Source organism: Algivirga pacifica (assembly GCF_039543525.1).
GTDB lineage: Bacteria > Bacteroidota > Bacteroidia > Cytophagales > Flammeovirgaceae > Algivirga > Algivirga pacifica.
In genome coordinates, this window is the sequence record NZ_BAABJX010000038.1 from 16,842 (window position 1) to 40,645 (window position 23,804).

The 23,804-nt window shown below is 40.5% G+C and carries 15 protein-coding genes and 1 tRNA gene; 12 read left to right on the forward strand and 4 right to left on the reverse strand.

What is annotated here, in order from left to right; translation table 11 throughout:
- Window position 1: 1 nt before the first annotated feature.
- The 3 genes from ABD985_RS13065 to ABD985_RS13075 all read right to left on the reverse strand — a co-directional run bounded on the left by ABD985_RS13065 (window position 2) and on the right by ABD985_RS13075 (window position 2,632).
- Window positions 2-565 (reverse strand): chalcone isomerase family protein, encoded by a 564-nt coding sequence (locus ABD985_RS13065; protein WP_345372403.1) that lies wholly within the window; start codon window positions 563-565, stop codon window positions 2-4.
- A gap of 294 nt (window positions 566-859) precedes the next feature.
- Entirely contained in the window at window positions 860-1,588 is a 729-nt protein-coding gene (locus ABD985_RS13070; RefSeq protein WP_345372405.1) for a cytidylate kinase-like family protein, read from the reverse strand.
- Between the two features lie 84 nt (window positions 1,589-1,672).
- Entirely contained in the window at window positions 1,673-2,632 is a 960-nt protein-coding gene (locus ABD985_RS13075; protein ID WP_345372409.1) for a YheT family hydrolase, read from the reverse strand.
- A gap of 290 nt (window positions 2,633-2,922) precedes the next feature.
- Here ABD985_RS13075 and ABD985_RS13080 point away from each other — a divergent pair, with 290 nt between their 5' ends.
- The 9 genes from ABD985_RS13080 to ABD985_RS13120 all read left to right on the forward strand — a co-directional run bounded on the left by ABD985_RS13080 (window position 2,923) and on the right by ABD985_RS13120 (window position 19,179).
- Entirely contained in the window at window positions 2,923-6,000 is a 3,078-nt protein-coding gene (locus ABD985_RS13080; protein WP_345372411.1) for a SusC/RagA family TonB-linked outer membrane protein, read from the forward strand.
- 22 nt (window positions 6,001-6,022) lie between these two features.
- Window positions 6,023-7,594, forward strand: coding sequence for a SusD/RagB family nutrient-binding outer membrane lipoprotein (locus ABD985_RS13085; protein ID WP_345372412.1), 1,572 nt, complete (start codon window positions 6,023-6,025; stop codon window positions 7,592-7,594).
- Between the two features lie 22 nt (window positions 7,595-7,616).
- Complete coding sequence (locus ABD985_RS13090) at window positions 7,617-8,417, forward strand: hypothetical protein (RefSeq protein WP_345372414.1); 801 nt, start codon at window positions 7,617-7,619, stop codon at window positions 8,415-8,417.
- A gap of 113 nt (window positions 8,418-8,530) precedes the next feature.
- Window positions 8,531-10,192: a PQQ-dependent sugar dehydrogenase family protein gene (locus ABD985_RS13095; protein ID WP_345372415.1), complete on the forward strand. Its 1,662-nt coding sequence runs from the start codon at window positions 8,531-8,533 to the stop codon at window positions 10,190-10,192.
- Between the two features lie 171 nt (window positions 10,193-10,363).
- On the forward strand, window positions 10,364-13,132 hold the full coding sequence (locus ABD985_RS13100; RefSeq protein ID WP_345372417.1) for a family 10 glycosylhydrolase: 2,769 nt from the start codon (window positions 10,364-10,366) through the stop codon (window positions 13,130-13,132).
- A 179-nt stretch (window positions 13,133-13,311) separates the two neighbouring features.
- Window positions 13,312-16,122, forward strand: a complete 2,811-nt coding sequence (locus ABD985_RS13105) for a family 10 glycosylhydrolase (RefSeq protein ID WP_345372418.1) — start codon at window positions 13,312-13,314, stop codon at window positions 16,120-16,122.
- A 190-nt stretch (window positions 16,123-16,312) separates the two neighbouring features.
- Window positions 16,313-16,384 (forward strand) — tRNA-Arg (locus ABD985_RS13110).
- Between the two features lie 254 nt (window positions 16,385-16,638).
- Window positions 16,639-17,859, forward strand: coding sequence for a tyrosine-type recombinase/integrase (locus ABD985_RS13115; RefSeq protein ID WP_345372420.1), 1,221 nt, complete (start codon window positions 16,639-16,641; stop codon window positions 17,857-17,859).
- 132 nt (window positions 17,860-17,991) lie between these two features.
- Window positions 17,992-19,179, forward strand: a complete 1,188-nt coding sequence (locus ABD985_RS13120; protein WP_345372422.1) for a tyrosine-type recombinase/integrase — start codon at window positions 17,992-17,994, stop codon at window positions 19,177-19,179.
- 50 nt (window positions 19,180-19,229) lie between these two features.
- On the opposite strand, the gene ABD985_RS13125 is transcribed toward ABD985_RS13120, so the two are convergent.
- Window positions 19,230-19,961 (reverse strand): hypothetical protein, encoded by a 732-nt coding sequence (locus ABD985_RS13125; protein ID WP_345372424.1) that lies wholly within the window; start codon window positions 19,959-19,961, stop codon window positions 19,230-19,232.
- 148 nt (window positions 19,962-20,109) lie between these two features.
- Between ABD985_RS13125 and ABD985_RS13130 the strand changes: the two genes are divergently transcribed.
- Genes ABD985_RS13130 through ABD985_RS13140 form a run of 3 tightly spaced genes read left to right on the forward strand, consistent with a single transcriptional unit; the run spans window position 20,110 to window position 23,788 of the window.
- The gene (locus ABD985_RS13130; RefSeq protein ID WP_345372426.1) at window positions 20,110-20,316 is read left to right on the forward strand and encodes a helix-turn-helix domain-containing protein; all 207 of its coding nucleotides are present in this window, start codon (window positions 20,110-20,112) and stop codon (window positions 20,314-20,316) included.
- Window positions 20,317-22,494, forward strand: a complete 2,178-nt coding sequence (locus tag ABD985_RS13135) for a type I restriction-modification system subunit M (RefSeq protein WP_345372428.1) — start codon at window positions 20,317-20,319, stop codon at window positions 22,492-22,494.
- Between the two features lies 1 nt (window position 22,495).
- Window positions 22,496-23,788: a restriction endonuclease subunit S gene (locus ABD985_RS13140; protein ID WP_345372430.1), complete on the forward strand. Its 1,293-nt coding sequence runs from the start codon at window positions 22,496-22,498 to the stop codon at window positions 23,786-23,788.
- Window positions 23,789-23,804: the final 16 nt, after the last annotated feature.

Consider the following 23,804-nt stretch of genomic DNA (forward strand, 5'->3'; position numbering starts at 1 on the left):
ATTATTTCCCTAGCATTTGCTCTTTTAGCTTTTTATCTGCAGGCTTGTTGCTCAACCAGATTCCAAAAAGCGCTTCGCGGAATGCTTTTCCTTCGATCACGATGGACTTGTTGCCGTTTTTATATACAGTAACTCTAGGTCCTTGGGCGTCAAACTGGAAAACATCTCCTTCCTTGATTTCCTCTTTGAAAACATCAATAAATGCATTGATCTCCCCTTCTATAGGCTGTGTTTTTCCATTGGTAGCATTTTCGAATCCCTCTCGAGTTGCGCTTTCCATTTTTTCACTAGTGATCATACTAGAGATAATGTTTAATTGAATACGCATTAGGTCTTCTCCATGTATGATGGCTTCAGCATCAGTTTTCTTGGAAGGAAGGTAAAGAGAACCTACATAAAGGTCAAAAAAGAACTTGGTACGTATGCCTGCTCCATTCAACACTAGATCGGTACCGTCTACGGTAACATTTTCTTTTAGTTCAACATCGCTGATTGTTACAGATTGCGCTTGAGTCAATCCAAGGCTCAGGATTGAAAAAATAAATGTGAAAAATAAAGTTTTCATAATGTGTCTTAAGTTAGAAAACGGTTTCAAAATATTTGGAAATATAGGACTTTGGAGGGAAAAGGTAAAAAGTAAAAGGGAAAACGTAAGGGCGACCTTTGTGGCCGCCCTTAAGATACTCGTTTTTCAAGTCTGTTGAATCGTTGAATTTCTCCTTTGGAGAGTTGAATTGAGCTTCGCTCGTTGATTCGAGTTGATATGTTGTATGAGTATCAGTATACACGCACCTCAATCAACAGTTCAACTCGAATCAACGAGCGAAGCTCAATTCAACGATTCAACAATTCAACAATGTTACCCGTTAAGGTTTCCTTCAGGTAGTACCTCAACCGCACGCATGACAGTATCAAGAATCACATCGGTAGGTACTCTTTCCCGGTTGAAAGCAATATCATAGAGAGGCTCGTCAGGCTGTTGGTAGACATAATGGATGAAATTCTTTCGACGTTTATCCATTTTCTTTACGACCTTTTCAGCTTCATCTTTATCCAGATGTTTTTTTATACTGATCCGGGAGGTACGATATGCGAGGCTGCCACGGAGTTTAACGTTGAGAACTTCTGGAAGGGTTTCGGTAAAGGTAGCTGCTGCACGTCCAACGATAATGACATTACCTCTATACAGGTAACTCCCTAGTACCGTATGCAGTGCTTGCACCATATTAGCATCCATGACATTCTGATCAGGATCAAAAGCTTTTTGAATACTTTCCAACACTCCTCTATCTAAAGGGGTATTGGACTCATTGAGCTTCCAAGAAGAGACGTCTAGTTTACCGGCTACCTGATGAAGGATTTCCCGATCCAGAACAATCCATGCATATTTCCCTTCCAATTGGTATTTCTGGTTTAACCTTTCTGCAAGGGCACGAGCAATAGGAAGGGCTTCACTTCCGTAGCTTCTGGAGATGGTAATGGCTCTTCTGTGACAATGCAGGGGAGGAAGTTTTTCGTCTTGCTCCAAGGCACTTAAAGGGACTTGCCCCATATACCACGATAAATAATCATTTAATTGCGCTTGCATAACCTATCTTTTTTGTTGCATCTATTAGGAAAAGGAAATATTGCGGTAGTATGTTCCCAACATTGTTTATACGGGGCGTTATACTTACCCTAAATGCTTCATCAGAAACTTAAAGATTTGTTGTTCGTGCCAATACAATTTATTACCGTAATCGTAGAAACCTACGTGTCCCCCGTATTTGGTGAGCATCAACTTGGCAAAAGGATGTCCTTTGGTTTCTAGGATAGGGTGACTTTCCTCAGGAAGTAAAGGATCATTGGTTGCGTTGATAATCAAGGTAGGAACCTTAATGTCTGGAATGTAGTGTTTGCAGCTGGTCGCTCTCCAGAACTCCCGGGCATTGGGGTAATGATGTGCCGGTGCTGTGTACATATCATCTAGTTCCTCAAAAGTCTTTACTTTTTTGACATCGGCAATCGTAAAGGAAGCCTCTTTGTAGGTGGCTTTATGTTTTACTTTTTCCTTTCGTGATTTTAGAAAGCGATTGCGATAGACATACCCGGCAGGGCGGTGCATATGGTCAGAGGTAGCTTCCAAGTCACAAGGGACAGAGATCGCCACTAGTCCACCGATTTTGGAGGAAATATGATTATTCTCTTCTCCAGCATACTTGAGTAAGAGATTGCCTCCTAAACTAAATCCTACCAGAAAAACCTCTTTGTAGTTTCCTGTGGTAATAATATGCTCTACCATTAATTTAATGTCATCCGTAGCGCCAGGGTGGTAAGAGCGGAATTTCCAGTTATGTTCTCCACTACACCCCCTATAGTTGAGGGCTACAGCATCCCATTTACGGTCGTTGGCCATTTTGACAACACCTTTTACATAGGATAGATCAGAAGAGCCTTCCAGTCCATGAGCGACAATGACGCAGCGATGACTGCCCACCTTGGACCAGTCAATGTCTACAAAATCATCGTCGGGAGTGAATAAGCGCTCGCGTCGATAATCAACGCGCACCCGTCGAAAGAGGGCAGGATAAATAGTACTTAAATGAGACTGTTTGAAAGGGTATAGCGGTAAGTAGTTTTGATCGGATACCATAAGCAAGATTGTTTATTGGAACAATAACGGGGCGAACCGTTCACTTTGGCTATTAAATAATTTAATAAAAAAAATGGAGAATAAATAGAACAAGAAAGTAACAATAGGGAAAATCATTTTTCCTCCAAGGTATGGTTCCTGACGGTTCGTAACACAGACAAAAAGTAACTGAAAAATTCTGTTAAATCATGTTTTCACGGAAAAAGGGGATCGATGCGTGGCAGAAATGATGCTATTTGTGAATGATTTAAACTATAGACATAAAACAACACAAACAAATCCTCCTATCTATGAGAAGCAAACTTTTTTCATGGATGCTGACTGTTCCTTTATTACTGCTAGTGAGTGGTGTATGGGCACAGGACCGGGTCCTCTCAGGTACTGTACGAGATGCCGAAGATAATATTACATTGATCGGGGTCAATGTGGTGATCAAAGGTACAACAATCGGTACAGTAACGGATTTTGATGGTAACTACAAAATGACTATTCCTTATTCGGATAGTCCTGTCGTGTTAGAGTTCAGCATGATTGGTTATGAGAAGAAATCCATTGTGCTTAGCAATCAAACGACTTTAAATGTATCATTAACTACAGAGGCTGATCAGCTGGATGAGGTAGTGGTGACGGCTTTTGGTATTGAGCAGGAGAAGAAAGCCTTGAACTATGCTGTGCAAAGAGTTGCGGGTTCTGAACTACAAGATACACAAAAACAAAACGTGATTGAGTCCCTGAGCGGTAAAGTAGCGGGTGTACAAGTTTCAACAACTTCAGGTTCACCGGGTGCAGGTTCTTTTATCCTGATTAGAGGGATGTCATCGATAGCCGAAGGTGGAGAGAATCAACCTCTATTTGTTGTAGATGGTATTCCAGTGCGAAACGAAAGAACTAGTACTGGAGGTAACAGTGCCATGGATATCGATATGAATGATGTAGAGAATGTTTCCGTACTAAAAGGTGGAGCAGCAGCGGCACTTTATGGATTGGAGGCAGCCAATGGTGTCGTGTTGATTACGACAAAATCGGGTAAGACAGGGAAAACGAAAGTGTCGGTAGGTTCTACGACACAGTTTGATATGCCGTTGAATGTAGCCGAAAGACAGTCGTCTTTCTTACAAGGAACCAGAGGGTTGAGTGTAGGGAATACATTCTTATCGTGGGGTCCTTTGGCAACACCAGGAGATACCTTGTATCAAAACAATACTAGCGACTTCTTCGACGTAGGGGTAATGCAGAAGTATAACCTTTCGGTGTCTGGAGGAAATGAAAAAGTGAACTTCTATACTTCAGCCAATTTCATGGATCACCAAGGGGTTGTGCCAACCGAACGATATAAAAGAATAGGTCTATTGGCAAAAGGTAGAGTGCAGTTCAATGATTATATCGATGTGACTACTTCATTGAACTATATTCGTTCCAATGTAAGTAGATTGCCAGCTTCGATGTACTCTGTATATAACTGGCCGTACAATGATGAGATGGCTAATTACCTGTATCCAAATGGGGAGAAGAGATGGTTGTACGATTTACCTGAGGAAGATCAGGAGGATAATAGAAACAACCCTTATTGGCTGAGAGAGAATAACTCTAGAAATGAGCGCATAGATCGTTTGATTGGTCAGGCGATGTTGAACTATAAGCCAACATCAGCATTGACATTTAGCTATCGTTTGGGAACGGATATTTCTAACTCTTTCTATAGAGCTGTAACGATGCCTACTACCGCAGGAAATAGTTTTGGTGGAGCTATTTCTGATTCTGATAAATACAGAGTTAGTTTAACTTCTACATTTAATATTTCTTACGACAAACAATTGGGAGATCATTTCCGTCTAACAGCATTGATAGGGAATAACTACCAGTATAATGGAAGCCTTACTTCTGTAGTGTCAGGGGAAGAGTTCCTGAATCCAGGGTTTGTTTCCATTAATAATCTGGAGCAATCTACTATGTTCAACACCGACTACAGGGGGCAATCACAGTTGATTGGTGGATATGCTGACATCAAGCTAGATTATAAAGGTATTGCGTATATGGGGGCAAGTTACCGTAGAGACTGGGCATCTACATTGCCTCAGAAGAACTCTCCATTTGACTACCCTTCGGTAAGTGCTGGTTTTGTATTTAGTGAGTTGTTGCCAGAGAGTACAAAGGAACTACTTTCATATGGTAAGATTCATGGTAACTATGCTACAGTAGGTAAAATTCCACCTCCATATAGTTTGACTTCGACCTTGGAAGCTTACAAGGGAATTAATAATGGCTATAATTATTTCTATCAAGGAGGGAATCCTGAGTTAAAACCAGAGGAAACAGTTTCTTGGGAGATTGGTGCAGATATGAGATTCTTTAACGGGAAGACACATTTAGAAGCAACACTCTATGAAATGTCTGCTTATGATCAGATCATCCCTGGTAGAGTATCGCCATCATCAGGGTACATTATAATGGTGTTTAACAGTGGATCAATTCGTAACCGAGGGATAGAGGTATTACTAGATCATACATTAGCCGTAAGTGATGACTTTACATGGGACGCAAGTCTTAACTTTACGAGAAATAAGTCTCGTTTGATTGGTTTACCTGATCATATGTCTGCAGCCATTGTAACTTCTGGGCAGGTATTGCAACAAGCACGTCCTGGTCATACAGAAGGCGAACCAATTATGGGTGTTCTTGGAACGACTTATTTGAGAGACAAGGAAGGAAATATTGTTGTGGATGAAAGAGGATATCCAAGAATTGGAACGTATCAGTTGGACGAAAATGGCGACTATATTCAGAAGGCAGACGGCTCCTTAGCGGTTGATTATAACGGTAACAAGATGATTGGTAATCGTGAGCCAGACTGGATGATGGGACTTACCAATACCTTTAAGTATAAAGGGTGGTCGTTAGGTGTGATGATGAACTTCGTAGTAGGAGGAGATGTAGTGAACGCAACAGCTTCTAGTATGTATAGCCTGGGTACACATCATTATTTAGAGCAATATAGAAATCAGGGAGTTGTCGTAAATGGCGTTGTAGAGAAAGAAGGTGGATTTGAGCCAAATACAACAACGGCAATTGTTGATCAGGACTTCATCAGAGAGAGTATCCTTCCTGTAGGAGAGAACTTTGTAGAAGATGGTACTTCTGCCCGATTAGAGTTTGTACGTTTGGGGTATACCTTTAACAAATATCAGATAGAAAAACTAGGGTTTGACAAGTTAAGCTTCAATGTGACGGCTAAGAACTTGTTGCTACTAACAAAGTACTCTGGTGCTGATCCAAACACAAACTACGGAGGAGTAGGAACAATAGGCTTGGATAACTATGGCGTTCCGTTGACTAGAAGTTTGACGGTAGGTATTAATGCATCTTTCTAAACTTCCAAACATCAACAGACACATGAAAAAAATACTAGTAATAAGTGCTTTGGCAGCAAGCACACTTTTCGCAACCACTTCTTGTGATGATTATTATAAGGTTAATATTAACCCGGAGCAGCCTGTCACTGCTCCTGCACAATACCTCTTGCCACCGGTACTTGGATTTATGAGTAAATCCGTATACGAGCATGGAGAGTTTGCGGCATATATTACGCAGCAGGTTGCAACCTTAGGAGGGACGGATACAAGGAGAGATCGCTGGGATTACCTGAACGTAAACCGTATTGGACATTTCAGAGCGCATTACCACGATGTAGGGATTAATGCCTTGCATCTGATAGATAAGGGAATCGAAGAAGGGAATGAAAACTACGAAGGGGTTGGTCGATTAATCTTTGCGCTTTCGACACAAATGACTACGGATGTTTTTGGAGATATTCCAATGACAGAAGCTTTCCAGGGAAACCCTTCTCCGGTATATGATGACCAGGAGCAGCAGGTTTATCCATTTATTCTGGAAGAACTGGATCTTGCGATTACCACTTTAGAGAAAGCGAAAGAAGAGAAAGATATTAACGCTCCTTTGGTAGATGATATTGTATATGACGGTGATTTGGATAAGTGGATTGCATTAGCTTATGCGGTGAAGGCTCGTACATTATTGCATTATATTCCAAATGTTAATGCAGACTATGATGCCGTATTACAGGCTATCGCTAAGGCAGAAGAGTTCGGGTTTACGACGGCTGCTTATAACTATGGTGTAGTGGAGAACGGTAATGACTATCAAAAGTCGATGTGGGGTAGAAGCCAGACGAAACCGGAATGGGATTATTGGGCAAATGTTTTGGGAGGAAGTGCTCCTACGCAGTTCTTCTTATTCCAGTTGATGGGATATGACCCATTGACGGCCGACTTTAAAGATCCTCGTCTTCCTTACTTGATGACATCTAGAGCGGAAGCAGAGTTTGATGTAGCGGGAACCATGACTATGCGTCCCGTATACCATGCTGTACGTTCTGGAGAAGGTATGGACGGAAACATTGATCCATTGGAGTATCCGGATCTGTACGGAAACTATCAAACGAGAGATGATGGAGCCCATTACTACTTCATGGAAGAGGAGTTGCACTTCATCAAAGCAGAAGTATTGTTCTTGAAAAAGCAATATGGAGAGGCATTGTCTGCTATGAACGAGGGAGTAAAAGCACATATGGATAGAGCAGGTGTCCCTGTGGATGAGCAAAATGCATTCATGGCAAGTGATGAATACCCGCAGGATGCTGCTGCAATCACCTTGTCATTCATCATGCAACAGAAGATGATCGCCCTGTATCTACAAGGGGAAGTATGGGTGGATATGAGACGTCATGGATTTAGTACTGACGTATATCCTAACCTGGAGCGTCCGGTTCGATTGGCAGTTTATTGGGAGGCAGAAACTTCAGATAATGTATGGTTACAGCGATTCCCTTACGATCCAGAAACAGAGCAGATCTATAATAAGGAAGAGTTGGAGAAAAGAGGTGCTTACCAAAATCCAGCCTGGATGTATCAGCCAATGTTCTGGGCTAAGAAAATCGATTTTTAATTCATTATAACCAATGATAAAGATGAAGAAGATATGGTATGCTATATTGGCAGTTTGGGCGGTATCCTTCTCTGCTTGTGAGCAAAATGATCCTTTGGGTGAATTAGGGGAGATGCAAGGCTTTGCTCCTAATATTTATATGTCGCCGTTTCAGCCTGCAGCAACCGCAGGAAGAGAAACTGAAACGACGATCGATTACTGGATCGTGGGAGCCAAAAATTACGAAGGGTTCTATTTGTGGTGGCAGGCAACTACTACCGAGCAATATCTATTTAAGATTCCTTCCGTAAACTTTAGTTTTTCTAGAGAGATAGAAACAGAAGTAGTTCCTTACGAGGTACACGCACAGTATAGCTTCAGCGAAAATGATTTTAAACTGGATAGTAAGACCTACCAGAAGACGGTAGCCTTGGATATTCCTTCAACGTTTAGATCAGTCAATAAACAATCAAAGACAACAATTATCGAGGGAGTAATCGTTGAGTCGATTGCGACTTTTGCAGCTTCTTTGGACGCTGAGGTCAAGGCAATGTTTATTGAAGAGCTAGTCAGTACGCTTACAGATGCAGGACACGAAAAACTATTGGTGACTGAGCTGGAGCAAACCACTGCTGAGCAGCTTGCAGCACAATACGATGCAGAAGGCAACTTGACTGATGCCGGTAAGGAGTGGCTTTCCACTATGTACAGTGCAATTCCTTTAGAGGATTTACTGGGAGAGTATCAGTATAAGAAAGTACACGTAGTGCTGTCAAAATGTGAAGCAAAAAGTGGCAGTGGAGTAAGTAACTTCTCTCTTGAGTCTAGAATAACAATCAAATAAAGAAAACAATAAACAGCGAAACTGTGATCATTGAGATAACATTCAAGCTAAATAGAAACTCAAAACTGTAACAGTGCTGATATTTTTTATTCATAATTAAATTAATACTATAAATGAACTATTTACAACACGCTAAGAGAGTAATTGGTGGTATCACCATTGCTGCTATGCTATTTTCTTGTGAAAAAACATTTGATAATGAAGTAGTAGCTGTTTGGGATCAGGAGCTAGCAATCGCGGGTAATGCGCTTACTTTTTCTAACCTGACACAAGGAGCAGAGTCATTCGAGTGGAAAGTAATGCAAGGTGAGACTGTACTGCATGAGTCTACAGAGAAAGATCTTACGTACACGTTTAAGTACCCAGGTGCATACAAAGTAATGTTGACACCAAACGGTGCGGAGTCTGCAATGATTACTAGAGAGGTATCAATCTCTGAGGCACTTCCTGAGATCTCTTTGGACAAAGAGGCGATCACAGGTGAGGAGATCACACTTTCTTATTCAGTTTACGATCCAGATAATAAAGGTGTTTCTGAGATCTCATGGGAATTTGTAGCTGAAGGTTCTGATGCAGCAGACGTAGTAACAGGTGCTGAGATCAGCGCAAACGCTGCTTCTGTAGCTGCACCAGTAGCACAGTTCATCAACGATGGTGAATTGACGCTAAAGCTAGCAGTTACTATGGCGGATGCTAACCTTTCAGAAGGTGGTGACGGTATGTTGAAAACAGAGGAAATCATCACAGTAAAAGCAGAGTTGGCTCCTACTTTGTATATCGCTCAGAAAGACGGTACGCTATTGAAAGGTAAAATAAACGTATTGGGTCCAAAAGTTTCTGATATGGCTATTGATTTAGCAGGTCACCCATTGACATTGAGATATGCAGAGAATAAACTATATATTTTCAATGCAGGATCTGACGTAGTATGGGGTACTTTTGCACAGGAGATCCCAGGTTCTATCATGTCAGTAGATGCTAACGATCAGGTAATGGTTCACGCGAAGTTCTTGACAGATACTGAGGCGGAAAACACTGATCACTATAGCGATCCATTCGCTGGAGATATTGCTAACGGTAAGATTTACTTTACAGATAGAAACGCAGGGGTTTACCAAATTCCAGCATCATCAGAGAACCTAGAGATTGCTCCAGCAGGTCTTGCAGACTTGAAATTGGTTGCAAACAATGAACTAGCATACTACTCATCTTACGGACTGAACGTAGACGGTGGTGGATACGGTTACGGATGGGGTGCCTTGAATGGTGACTTCAGAGTGGTAGACGGTGAGTACTGGTGGTCAAAAGCTTCGAACCACAGAGGTCTTTGGAGATTTGAGGATGGTGACATCGGAGTAACAACAGCACTTCCAGCTGCTGGTGGTTTGCTACAAGGACACACTGTAAAAGCATTCGCTGTAGATAAAGTAAATGGTAAAGTTTACTTCTCAACAAACAAAGCGAATGACGCTGCTTCTGTTAAGTTTTATCGTGCAAACCTTGATGGTTCGGATGAGGAATTGATCGACGATGCACCATTTGATGCAGAAGGAGGAACAAATGAGGCAATAGGTATCACAGGTATCGCTGTAGATCCAAACTCAGGTTATGTATACTGGGCTTACAGAGCTGCAGCTGTAGCTGAGGGCGAAGAAGCAATTCCTTCAGGTATCAAGCGTTTCAAACTTGACGGTGAGTTGGGTAAAGACGAAGTAGAGATGTATATCGAAGGTATTGAGGCTTACGGTATCGCAATCGACGCTGAGAAAAAATAATGATAATGATACATTTCAAATATCATTAACAATACCAAAAAAACCCTATTACGGAGCTATTCTGTACTAGGGTTTTTTTCCATCATAAAAGTACTTTTAACCCTCAGCATCAATAGAAAAATTAATCCTGTCAGACTATAGAAATCTTTTTCACCAAAAAGCTTCATATATATGAAAATTAAAAAGATACTAATCCTTTGGAGTTTGCTGTTTGCGGTACAGCAATCGCTTTACGCACAAGTTCCAGAGCAAGAAATGAGGGCCGTATGGTTAACCTCTGTGAGTAACCTGGATTGGCCAAAAAGTACAGATCGTGGGAATGTTCAAGCACAGAAAGCAGATTTAATCCAGATGATGGATCGCTTTCAGGAAATAGGATTGAACGCTGTCTTTTTTCAAATTAGACCGGAGTGTGATGCTTTGTATCAGTCTGACCTGGAACCATGGTCACGCTTTTTGACTGGTGTACAAGGACAGGACCCGGGGTATGATCCTTTGCAATTTGTGATTGATGAAGGACACAAAAGAGGTATGGAGGTGCACGCTTGGATGAACCCTTACCGTATTGCTTCCGCCAAAAATCCATCGGATAGCTATTTTGCAGAAGGACATGTGTACAAAGAGCACCCAGACTGGGCGATTAAGTATAGTGACGGAGGGTATATCCTTAATCCAGGTAAACCGGAAGTCGCTGATTATATCGCAGAGGTTGTTGCTGATGTGGTCAAAAGATATGACGTGGACGGCATTCACTTCGATGATTATTTTTATGCTTATGGGGGAACTTCTGATGCACTTGATCAGGCTGAGTTCAATAAATACGCAGAGGTGGGAATGGACAGAGGAGATTTTCGTCGTGCCAGTATCAATAGTATGGTGCGTAAGGTGTACAATGCTATTAAACTAGAGAAGGACTATGTTCGCTTTGGAATTAGTCCATTTGGTATCTGGAGTACAAGCGCAGCGGCTGCCAGTGAGTATGGTGTGAGTTTGCCGTCAGGAATCGTAGGATTGGATGCTTATAATGCTATTTATTGTGACGCTTTGGCTTGGATGAAAGAAGGAACAGTAGATTATGTTACCCCTCAACAGTACTGGCCTACAGGTGGTGGACAGGATTATCGTACCCTGAACAACTGGTGGGCAGATATGGCTGAGAAGTTTAATAGCCATGTATATACAGGACAAGGAACCTATCGATTGGGGAATAACCCTGGAGCAAGAGTAACACAAGAAGGAGATCAGGACCTTCACGAGATGAAGTCATACATGGACCTGACTGAAGCCAATAATAGAGTAGCGGCTACGGCAGCCTGGACTTTGGGAGAGATTAAGACACAGGTGGAGATAAACCGGGCAAATGAGGCGAAAGGAGTAAAAGGAAGCGTATACTTCAGGGCCAATGATTTCTGGAGAGTAAGTGGTTTGTCTGACTATATGAAAAAAGAAATCTATACGGCTCAATCCATTGTGCCATCCATGATTAATGAGAATCCATCTTGGGACGGTACAGAGGTGACAGATATTCGTATGGATCTTGTGGAAGGGTATAATGCAGAGGTATTAACATGGACTTATCCGAATGCAGAGGCTTATCGTTTTCTTATTTTGGAAACAGAAGACCCACAACAAACACCAAGTATAGAGCAGCATTTGGTAGCGGTAACCTATGATACGGTACATACACAAGTGAATAGCGCAGTACCTGAAGGACAGAAGTACGTAGCAATATGGGCTTATGACCGTAAGGGTTTTGTACAGAAATCTACTTCATGGACTGCTTTAGAAACGCCAGATGTACCGGTGATTACCTCAGGAAAAGATATTTTAATAGCCAGAGATGCAGTGCTAGAATGGGAAGCGGCTTCAGGCGCAACGGCTTACCGAATGCAAATCAGCTTGCAAGAAGATATGAGTGAGATCCTATACAGCATTGATACTCTTACGGCTACTTCGTTTGCCCTTGAGCAATTGACACTGGATGGGTCTACGCCTTATTATTGGCAACTTCAGTCATTGAGTGTTTCAGGTGCTAGTGACTTTACTGAAGTACATAAGTTTACCATCGATGCGGTAAAAAATCCAATGTTATTATCTCCAGTGAATAATCAAAGAGGGTTGAATCCTATGCTTACAGTAGAATGGGAAGCTGCAGAGGATGCGACTAACCTTCGCATTCAGATCAAGGACGCGACAGCTTCTTTTGAGGATACAGATAACTTAGTGTTGAATAAAGAAGTTGATGCTTCTACTGGAATGTATACGCTGGAGAATGCTTTGAACGCTTATAATTACTATGATATTCGTATACAAACACTGAATGATAATAGCGAGTCATTATGGGTGACACACCGTTTTAGAACAGGCTATAATTATCCTGCAATGGTCACAGTGACTTCTCCTGAGAATAATATAGTATTAACGGATCCTGTCGTGGCAGTGGCTTGGCAGACAGACGAGTATGCGCTTAGGTATTTGATTGAGGTGTCAGAAGATGAAAACTTTGCAGAAGGGGTAAGTAGCCAGGCCGTAAATGCGCCAGAAAATAGTCTAGAACTTAAGAACTTAAAGCCTAACACGACTTATTATTTACGCATAGCAGGGGAGAATAAAGATGGAAATAAAGGTGCGTGGTCTACTGTGGTAGCATTTACAACAGGAGATGTCGTTGCAGGCATTGAGATGTTTGAGCTTGGAGGTATTACTATGTATCCAAACCCAGCAAGTGAATCTGTGCAGGTACAACTAAGTAGTTATTCCCAGAAGAACGTTAAATGGCAACTATTTGACCTTACTGGAGCGGTAGTGTCAGGTGGAGATGCAAAGGTGTCGGCTAAAGGGCTTCTGAATATTTCGTTGCGACAAGTAAAAGGAGGACTTTATCTGCTGAAATTGGAGACTACAGAAGGAATGTACTCAGGAAAATTATTCGTGAAGTAATTTAACTTAAATAGAAAAGATGCATTGAGGCATCTACATTATTAAGAATTTGTTTGGAATCCCAAAAGATGTGGTTCCAAATAAGTGCTAAGGGTTGGTAGGGTATTGTGTAATATGCTACCAACCTTATTTTTTAAGCACTATAGCAAGGATAAATCATCCAATAATAACTCACAAATATGCGTAAATTATACTTTTTAATAGGGTTGCTACTACTGGCAAGTAATATACTGGCACAAGAAAGCCCTGAACAAGAAATGCGAGCGGTATGGTTGACTTCCGTTTATAATAATGATTGGCCAAAGAAGACATTCTTTAGTGATTCGAAAACACAAAAAGCCAAGCTAGTGGAGATGATGGACGGTTTTGCTGAAATTGGACTGAATGCTGTTTTTTTTCAGGTACGTCCTGCCTGTGATGCATTATACAAGTCCAATATAGAACCTTGGTCCCGTTATGCTTCCGGTACAGAAGGAAAAGATCCTGGTTATGATCCTTTGCAATGGGTGATTGAAGAAGCACACAAGAGAGGGATAGAAGTGCACGCTTGGATGAATCCTTATCGTGCCGCCGTTCCTTCAAGAGCTCCTTTTAATCCGGAAGATTTTGATGAAAACCATATTTACCGAAAACATCCGGAATGGACGATAGAGGGTAAGTATTGGAAACAGGAGCTGGGAGGTTATCAGTATCAGCTTATATTAAACCCGGGACTTCCAGAGGTGGCTGACTATGTCGCAGAGGTAGCCGCAGACATGGTGGAGAACTACGATGTGGACGGGGTGCACTTTGATGATTATTTTTATTCCTATGACGGCACAAGAGATGAACAGGATCAGGAAGCCTTTGATACCTATGCAGAGGAAGGGATGAGCAGGGGAGATTTTCGTAGAGCCAGTATCAATGATATGGTTCGAAAGGTGAATGAAGCGGTAAAAGCCAAGAAGCCTTACTTAGAGTTTGGAGTCAGTCCTTTTGGGATCTGGACAATGGATCAGCAGGTGGCTGAGGAATATGGGGTTACATTACCAGACAAGAGTGATGTGTATGGTATGGATGCATACCATCAGATTTATTGTGACCCATTGGCATGGATGAGGGATGGAACCGTAGATTATGTGACCCCTCAGCAGTATTGGACGACAGGTAGCGGGCAGGATTACTTGATCTTGAACAACTGGTGGGCAGCAGTTGCGAAGAAGTACAACAGCCGTGTGTATACTGGACAGGCGATTCACTATTTGGGAACCAATCCGGCAGCGAGAAAAACTGTAGACTCCCAGGAGGTGGTATTACATGAGGATAAATACTACATGAATACGATGGGACAAGTCAGTAACCAACGTGCAGCGGCTACAGCCACAGGGTGGTCCTTGAGTGAAATAAAGAAGCAAGTGGAAATCAATCGTTCTAATGCAGATAAAGGGGTGAAAGGAAACGTCTTCTTCTCGGCAAGTTTTTTTTGGAAGGTGAATGGGCTTTATGAGTATATAAGGGATAATGTTTATAATGAAGGAGCTATTGTCCCAGCACGACTCAATGCCGATACGGTCTTTTCTGCAGCAGTGCCTCAGCAAATCCGTTTTGAGCAGGAAGAAGGAGGGTTGACAACCTTGAAATGGGATTACGAAAAAGGAGATAGTGTTCGCTATTTGATTCTAGAATCCGAGAGTCAGGAGCAAGATCCTGCTATTCGTACTGATTTTCGAATCGTGAGTTATAAGGATGAGTATACGACCAATGTTCCCATGAACGATTCGGATGCACTGTTTTACTCTATTTGGGCTTATGACAGGTATGGTAATGTACAGCCTTCTAGCACATGGCAACACTTGGAGAAACCGGGGAGTGTTGTTCCTATTACTGAAGAAGGGAGCTTGAATAGGGATGAAGCCCAGTTACAATGGACACATGGTACCATGGCTATGGGATACGCCTTGGAAGTGAGTACAGACAAAGAAATGCAAGAGCTTTCTATAGCCGTAGACACTTTGACGGACACCACCTTCTCGGTAACCCATCTGCAAGCGGAAACCGACTATTATTGGAGGGTTAGGAGTCATAATATGGTAGGGTATAGCACTTACTCTCCTGTACAGACTTTCCGATTGGATGGACTCAAGGATCCCAACTTGATCTCGCCAAGTAATGACGAAAGAGGGGTGAACCCTCAGCTGACCTTAAAATGGAATGCTTCTGAGATAAGCGAGCAATTGGTGGTTCAGGTCAAGGAGTCTAAAGATACTTTTGAAAGTAGCGCTTTACTCATAGCGGATACAGTGACCGCCTCTCTAGAAACATATACTTTTTCCAATGAGTTGGAAGTACTGGCGTATTATGATGTTCGTATCAAATCAATTTCAGGGGATAAGGATTCCCGCTGGATAACACACCGTTTCAGAACATCAAAGGAGTGGCCTGCCATACCAACGCTCATCACTTCTGTAATGGAAGAGCGCAAAGAGGATAACGCCCTTTATATCGCTTGGGAGCAAGCACCTTTTACAGAAAAATATCATATTCAGGTAGCTACTGATACCGCCTTCGAGACCATGGTGGCTGAGGAAACCATCATAGGTCAAGCCAATACCAGTTATACCCTAAATAACCTGAGTCCTGTTACGGTATATCATATTCGGGTAGCAGCAGTCAGTAGTGAAGGAAATACCAAAGGATGGTCAACAATATACAGTATAGAGACCAACGAACTGGTATCAGGGATAGAGGTTACAGCGCAATATCAAATGGAACTTTACCCTGTACCAGCCCAAGAAGAAGTAACACTACGCTGGTACTTACAGGGACAATTAGCGAGCGCATGGTATATACGGGATTTAGCAGGTAAGGTAATTTCCTCAGGCTTACTGCCCAAAGGAAAAAACACCCACACGATCCCGGTAAAAGGTCTTTCAAAAGGAATTTACCTACTCGAGATAAGGACAACAGACCATCACAAAATAACAAGAAAACTATTTTTAGATAACCAATAAATACCCAGGGAAAGCGAAAGCTTTCCCTTATCTTCAAATTTACAGGCACTACTTTTTTGACAGGGTTATTTTTGTCGTTAGCCTAAAAAGAAATATTTCATTCTGAGAATCAAAGAGGTGAGAAGAGAGTGTAGGAATGTTTTTAGGAAAAAGAAAAGAATCTTTATATTTGGATGACTAAAATAGAAATGGCACCATGGTGTAATGGATAACACGTGGGTTTCCGGAGCCTTAGATCCAGGTTCGATTCCTGGTGGTGCTACTGAATCATTGATTTTGAGGCAAAAAACAGCTATTTAGCCCTTCGCTAGATAGCTGTTTTTTATGCTTTATGCTTATATGTAGCTGTATTTCAATCTCTTATGGATTTGTAATTTACGAGGTTACGGATTCGGTTACGAGACCCTTTTTGGTGACGGATCAGGTGACGGATACGGCATTTGGTTACGGCAAAATTTTAGCAAGGGTTTAGCAACGCTCCTACCTCTATATTCTCATCAAAAAAGTCCATAGAAAATGAATATAAGTTTCTGGAAAAGAGCGACAGAGGGAAAGCATGGAGGGGATACGTTTCATATTGCTTGTAGGATTATTATTGGTAAAAAGCGATCCGACATATCTACAGGTATCTGTATCAAAGGAGAGGATTGGGATAATGATCGCAAGCGAGTAAAGAAATCAGAACCACTGTACAAAAGTTACAATCAGCAACTCTTGATGATGGAATCTCAGCTGTATGAGGTTCACCAAGAGCAGTTGCGGCTTGGAAAAGTGGTCACTCCGGCATTGGTTTCGAAGATCTACCGAAAAGGGACTGAGGACCAGTTAAAGTTGATTGATGCTTATGATCAGCTGATTGAATACAAAGTCAATATCGAAAGACTGCAGAAAAGTACGCTCAAAAAGTATTATACCTTCCGAAGAGTGTTGTTGCGCTACCTGGAAGAGCAAGAGTATCTTGGTATGTTGGCAATAGAAGTAGTTCCAGCCCATGGATTACGAATCTTTACCTGGTATGCTAATCAAAGTACACACGAATCATTATTTAATAGTAAACTTTTTGTACGATCAATAAGTGCTTGCCTACGGTTAGCTGCCCAGAATGGACAAATCCCTTTCAACCCACTGAGTGATTTACGGTTCCCAACCGTCAAGGGAAAGAAAACGGTGGATGCCCTTAGCAAAGAGGAGCTGCAACGAATAGAAGAATACAAACCCAAGACAGAAGATATCAGAAAGGTAAGAGATCTGTTTTTATTCCAGTGCTATACAGGGCTGAGCTATGAGGCTTTAGTTCGATTTGAATATGATGAGCATGTACACCTGGAAGACGGGATTGAGTACATCATTATGACTCGCTCTAAAACGGATCGTGATTTTGTTGTGCCACTATTCCATTCAGCGAAAACGATTCTGTTGCGGTGGGGGAGAAGATTACCACCATCCTCTAATAGACTTTCTAAACATAAGATCTACCACAACACCAACTATAATCGTAAGTTGAAAGAACTGGCTATCGATTGTGCGATTGAGCCACAGCGAATGACTACCCATATGGGCAGACGTACCTTTGCGACTCGTATGCTGAATGATAAGGGTGTTAGCTTGGAGGTCGTTGCGGAAATGTTGGGACATGCAGATACACGGATTACGCAGTCGCATTATGCCAAAGTGACCATTGGACGATTGAAGTTTGAGTTGGAGAAAATGCTGGAAGAGCAGATGAGGGATCGCTAATTATTCATTGATAAATATTAACTTAAACACTTCTTTTTAGTGAATATTATCAAATGAAGTATTCATCCATCTCTCTATTTTTGCGCCCTTTTTTCAATTAAATTTTAAGCATAATGCAAAAAAAGAGAGCGTATGCAGCTATTGTTTTGGCTGCGAAAAGCAGAGGATGCTTCAGGTGAAGTAATCATTACTTGTCGAATTACGGTAGACGGGAAACGATCCAATTTCTCTACTGGAATTCGACTTTTTCCTGAGTACTGGATGGGAGAGTTACAGCGAGTCAATAGTAAACACGCTGAAGCCTATCAGTTCAATCACCAACTACAATTGATACAGACAGACTTAATTCAAGTGTTTACGGACCTTCGTATTCAGGGTGAAACGGTAACTGCCAGGAGAATAAGTCAGGTGTATCGTGAAGGGTTTAAGAAAGTACCCACACTACTTTCTGCCTATGATGAATTGATTGAGTATAAGCAGAAGATCGAGAAACTTCAGAGCAATACGCTGAAGCGATATAAAACCTTTAAAGGTCTGCTCCATCGTTACCTATCCGAAAGTAAGCAATTGAGTTTAGGGGTAAATGAAGTGACTGCTTTGGAAGGTCGAAGAATGCTTACCTGGTATGTGGATTTCCCTACTCACAACGATCCTGTAACAGCAAAGTTGTTTATCCGATCGATTCGTGCAGCTCTTCGCTTATCTGTAGAAAATGGGTATATCGCTTACAATCCGTTGATGGATCTACAACTTCCCAAGACCAAGCAAAAAAAGGTAGATGCGCTAACCATTGCGGAGCTGCAACGGTTAGAAAACTATCAGTCTGAAAAACATTCTTTACAGAAAGTGAGAGACCTCTTTTTGTTCCAGTGTTATACGGGATTGAGCTATGAAACCTTAGCTCGATTTGATCAGGAACAGCATGTCTTTGAGCACGAGGGTATACAGTTTATCCGTATGACTCGCTCCAAGACGGATAAGGATTTTGTAGTACCATTATCCCCAAAAGCAAAAGCCATCTTACAAAAGTGGGGAGGACAACTTCCAGCGACAGATAAACAGTCTTCTCAAAGGATCTATTGCAATCAGATCTACAACAAAAAGCTAAAGCAGATTGCGGTAGTGTTGGGGATTGTTCCTGAGCGATTGACTTCTCATATGGGACGTAGAACTTTTGCTACACACATGGTGAACCATAACAAGGTAAGTATGGAAGCTGTAGCAAAGATGATGGGGCATTCCGATACAAGGATGACACAATCTCACTATGTGGAGTTTTTGTTGGAAGGGGTGATTGATGAGATGAAGAAGGTTTTGTGATATAAATTGTAGGCCGTTTTTACAACGGCCTACTTGTATGAAAAGAATTATTATTCAGTTATATGATCCTTCTCACAGACTTTGTCTTTTTCAATAAAGTTCTTAATACCTGTAGCTTCTATGTCATCATCAAGTTCATTGGTTAAATACCCTTGATATTGGTGTTGAAAATAAGGGCTATTTTTTTTAACATGAAATTCTCTACTGAAAGGGAAAATAAATACTTCGTAAATTGTATTTACCTGTTCAAGGAGAAAGGACTTATAAGGATCACCTAAAGAAAACATTCTACTTTTAATTAGTTTATCAAGAGCTTTGTTTGTACTTGCAAATTTTCTTGAAGCCTCAAAAAAAGCTTCATCTGCGACTAAGCTTCTGTTGATACTTGGGTCCGTGAGAGAATTTGCTTGATTCTTCGCAGAGCTATATTCACTAGAAATAGTTTGATATTTAGATTGGAGTTGATCAAGTATCTTTGATGCATTTTGAAATGTGATATCCTGGTATCGATCCTCTTTTTCCCTTTGAAGATTTTGATCTTGCCTGTCAAGAGCTTCCCTTTGAATCGTGTTTGCTTTTATTTGCTCAGTGAATGCTAAATAAACTAAGTAAGCAGACAAAAGACCTACAAAAGGTGTGGTGATGCCACCAATTGCACTACTGATGTCAGAAGTCCCTTTAGGTAATAAGTCAGTAATCCAGCTACAATTTGTAAATAGATAGGGCGAAAATATTATCCCGCCTATTAAAGAAAATATAATCAGTATTTGTCTTTTTTTCATATAAATATTTTGAGTTAGAAATGTAATTCTATGTACGACTGTATGTACTTTTAGTTACAAAAAAGAATTAAAATGTGAAATTTTTATCTCAAAATACGAGATATTAACACTCAACTATTAAATTGTACTTTATCAACTTCAGTAAACCATGAATAGAATTAAGGAAGTCCTGAACGAGAAAGGAATCAAACAAACCTGGCTTTCGTCCAAGCTGGGGAAAAGCTATAATATGGTGAACGGGTACGTACAGAACAGGCAACAACCAAGACTGGAAGTACTCATGGATATTGCAATTATCCTAGACATAGATGTAAGAGAATTAATTGTATCGAATAAAGCGATAAAAAGAGGTTAAATGGATCATAAGTCACATAATCAAATTGTAAGTTTCATCTGGGGAATAGCAGATGATGTATTAAGAGATGTTTTTGTAAGAGGGAAATACCGTGATATCATCTTGCCTTTTACTGTTCTGAGACGACTGGATGCCTTACTTGTTCCTACTAAGGAAAAAGTTTTGGAGACTGTAGAGTTTATGAAAAAAGAGAAGATTGATAATCTGTCTGCCTTAAATAGTATCACTGGATATCCTTTCTGGAATAGTTCTCGATTTACTTTTGAAAACTTACTGCATGATGCTGACAATATAGATAGTAACCTAGAGGTATACCTGGATGGATTCAGTCCAAACGTGCAGGAGATTATCAGTAAATTTAAACTGAGAAATCAGTTGGAGACCATGAAGGAGAGTGAAATCACCTACTTGTTGATTGAAAAGTTTGCATCTAAAGAAATCAACCTGAGTCCGGTAGAGGCCCTTAATGGTAAAAGTGAAAAATTACCTCCACTAACGAACCTTGGTATGGGGTATGTGTTTGAGGAGTTGATCCGAAAGTTTAATGAAGAAAATAACGAAGAAGCTGGAGAACACTTTACACCAAGGGAAATCATCAAATTGATGACCCATATTATGTTTACGCCTATCAAAGATCAAATTGATAAAGGTACTTATTTGATTTATGACCCAGCGAGTGGAAGTGGTGGGATGTTAACAGAAGCAGAGGAGCAGGCTCATGAGTTAACAGGTAATAAAGCAACGTTTTATCTCTACGGACAAGAGGTAAATCCTGAAACTTATGCGATCTGTACATCCGATATGCTGATTAAAGGGGAAAAGCCTGAAAATATTGCTTTTGGCTCCACATTATCGAAAGATGGCTTTGAAAACTTCTCTTTTGATTTTATGCTTTCTAATCCTCCTTATGGAAAGTCATGGAAAAATGATGTGGATGCGATTGTGGATGATCGAGGGAAAAAAGACAAAGAAAAAATTAAAGATGATCGCTTTCAAATTGGTTTGCCAACGATTTCTGATGGACAGCTACTGTTCTTGATGAACATGGTCAGTAAAATGAAGCATAATACTGAGCTAGGAAGTAGAATTGCATCAGTACACAATGGCTCCGCTTTATTCACGGGTGATGCCGGAGGAGGAGAAAGTGAAATTCGCCGACATATTATTGAAAATGATTGGTTGGAGTGTATCATTGCACTGCCTAAAAACATCTTTTATAACACAGGTATCCCTACTTACGTATGGATTCTCAGTAACCGAAAGCCTGCCAATAGGAAAGGAAAGGTACAATTAATTAATGCTTTAGATCTATATGTAAAGCTTCGTAAGAACTTAGGGGAAAAGAATTGTGAGCTAACGGAGGAGCACATCCACCAAATCACACAATTGTATATGGATTTCGAGGAAAATGAGATCTCTAAAATCTATCCTAATGAGCATTTTGGTTATAACAAGATTACAGTAGAACGTCCCTTGCGTTTATCGGCGCAATTTACGGCAGAAAATATAGCAGCGTTGCGATTTGATAAAGGCTTGCAAGATGAAATGACCTGGGCTTACGAAAAATTTGGAGAGAAGGTATATACTCAGCTGGATGAGCTTAAACCACAGATAGAAGCCTACTTAAAAAAGCATGAAATTAAACTAAAGCCTGCTTCTAATAAAAAATTACTCAGTCAAAAGTTTTGGAATGATCAACTGGAAATACTTCAAGCTGCTGAGCAATTAATGAGTCTGGTGGGAACACAACAACATGACGATTTCAATCTCCTTAGAGATTTGGTTAAAGATACCGTAAAGCAAGAAGGATTAAAACTGGATGCCAAAGCTCAAAAACGCACTTTGGAGGTTATCTCTTGGAAAAATGAAGAGGCGGAAGCAGTGATTAAGAAAACAGAAAAGGACGGCACCATTATTTATGAAGCGGATGCTGACCTAAGAGATACTGAAAAGGTTCCTTTAGACGAAGAGATAGAAGTTTACTTTGACCGGGAAGTGTTCCAGCATGTTTCGGATGCCTGGATAGATCATAGTAAAACCATTAAAGGTTATGAGATTTCTTTCACCCGTTACTTTTACAACTACGTCCCTCCACGTAGCATAGAAGAGATCACGGCAGAAATTTTACAACTGGAAAGAGAAACGGATGGTATTTTAAATGAAATCGTGAAGGACTGATATGGAATATAATGAACTAAAAGATACTGATGCTATTTGGATTCCAAAGATCCCTGAACATTGGGACCTTATAAAAGTAAGACATCTGTTTAAAGAGTCTTCAGTTAAAGGTTTTCCTAATGAGCCATTATTAGTAGCATCTCAAGAACATGGTGTTGTCAATAAAGAAGTCTTTGGTAAACGTACTATGGAAGCTACTAAAGACCTTCAAAACCTTAAGCTTGTAGAAGAGGGGGATTTTGTTATTAGCTTACGTTCATTTCAGGGAGGTATAGAGTATGCACATCAAAGGGGAATTATTAGTCCCGCTTATACTATAATAAAAGCATTAAGGCCTATTAATAAAAGATACTTTAAACATCTATTTAAATCGAAGCCCTTTATTTCTTTGATGACTCTATGTGTTAAAGGGATTAGAGATGGACAAAATATTGACTTTCCTACTTTTAAAGGAGAGTATTTGCCGTTACCTCCAATTGAGGAGCAGGCTAAAATAGGAGCTTATCTGGACCGTAAAACGCAGCAAATACAAGAGTTTATTCAGAAGAAGGAGCGGTTGATTGAACTTTTAGAGGAGAATAGATTAAGAAAGATTTTAGAATTGATTACAGGAAAACAAGGCTTTAACAGTTATAAAGATTCTGAAATAGACCATTTTGGGGAGATTCCTTCACATTGGGAAGTAAAAAAACTTAACCTTATTTGTAAGGTAACTCTTGGTAAAATGCTTTGTAATGAAAATAAAGGAAATTATCACTATAAAAAATATCTAAAATCAAAAAATATTGGTTGGGAAAATGTCATTCTTGATGAAGTAGATTCCATGTGGTTTTCTAAATCTGAAATGAAAACTTATCGTATCCAGAAAAATGATTTATTAGTCAGCGAAGGAGGAGAGGTAGGTAAAACATGTCTATGGAAAAATGAATTAGAAGAGTGCTATATTCAAAACTCTGTGCATAAACTGACCTTTAATAAAGATTGCAATCCGATATACTACCAGTATTTATTTTTAATTTTAGGTAAAGGTGGATATTTCAAGTCAATTGTAAATCAAGTTAGTATTGCCCACTTAACAAGAGAAAAATTGGTGAAAATAAAATGCTTGGTTCCCCCTATAGAGGAACAAGATTTAATATCCAATAATATAGAAATATTAAACACAGAAGTAGCTGAATTAATATCAAAAGCAAGGTTGGAGATTGATAAATCAAAAGAGTACCAAGAAAGTCTTATTACTCAAATGATCACAGGACAGCTAAAAGTACCTGAAAATTCTTATACAGCAGTATAACTAAATCAACTGAGAA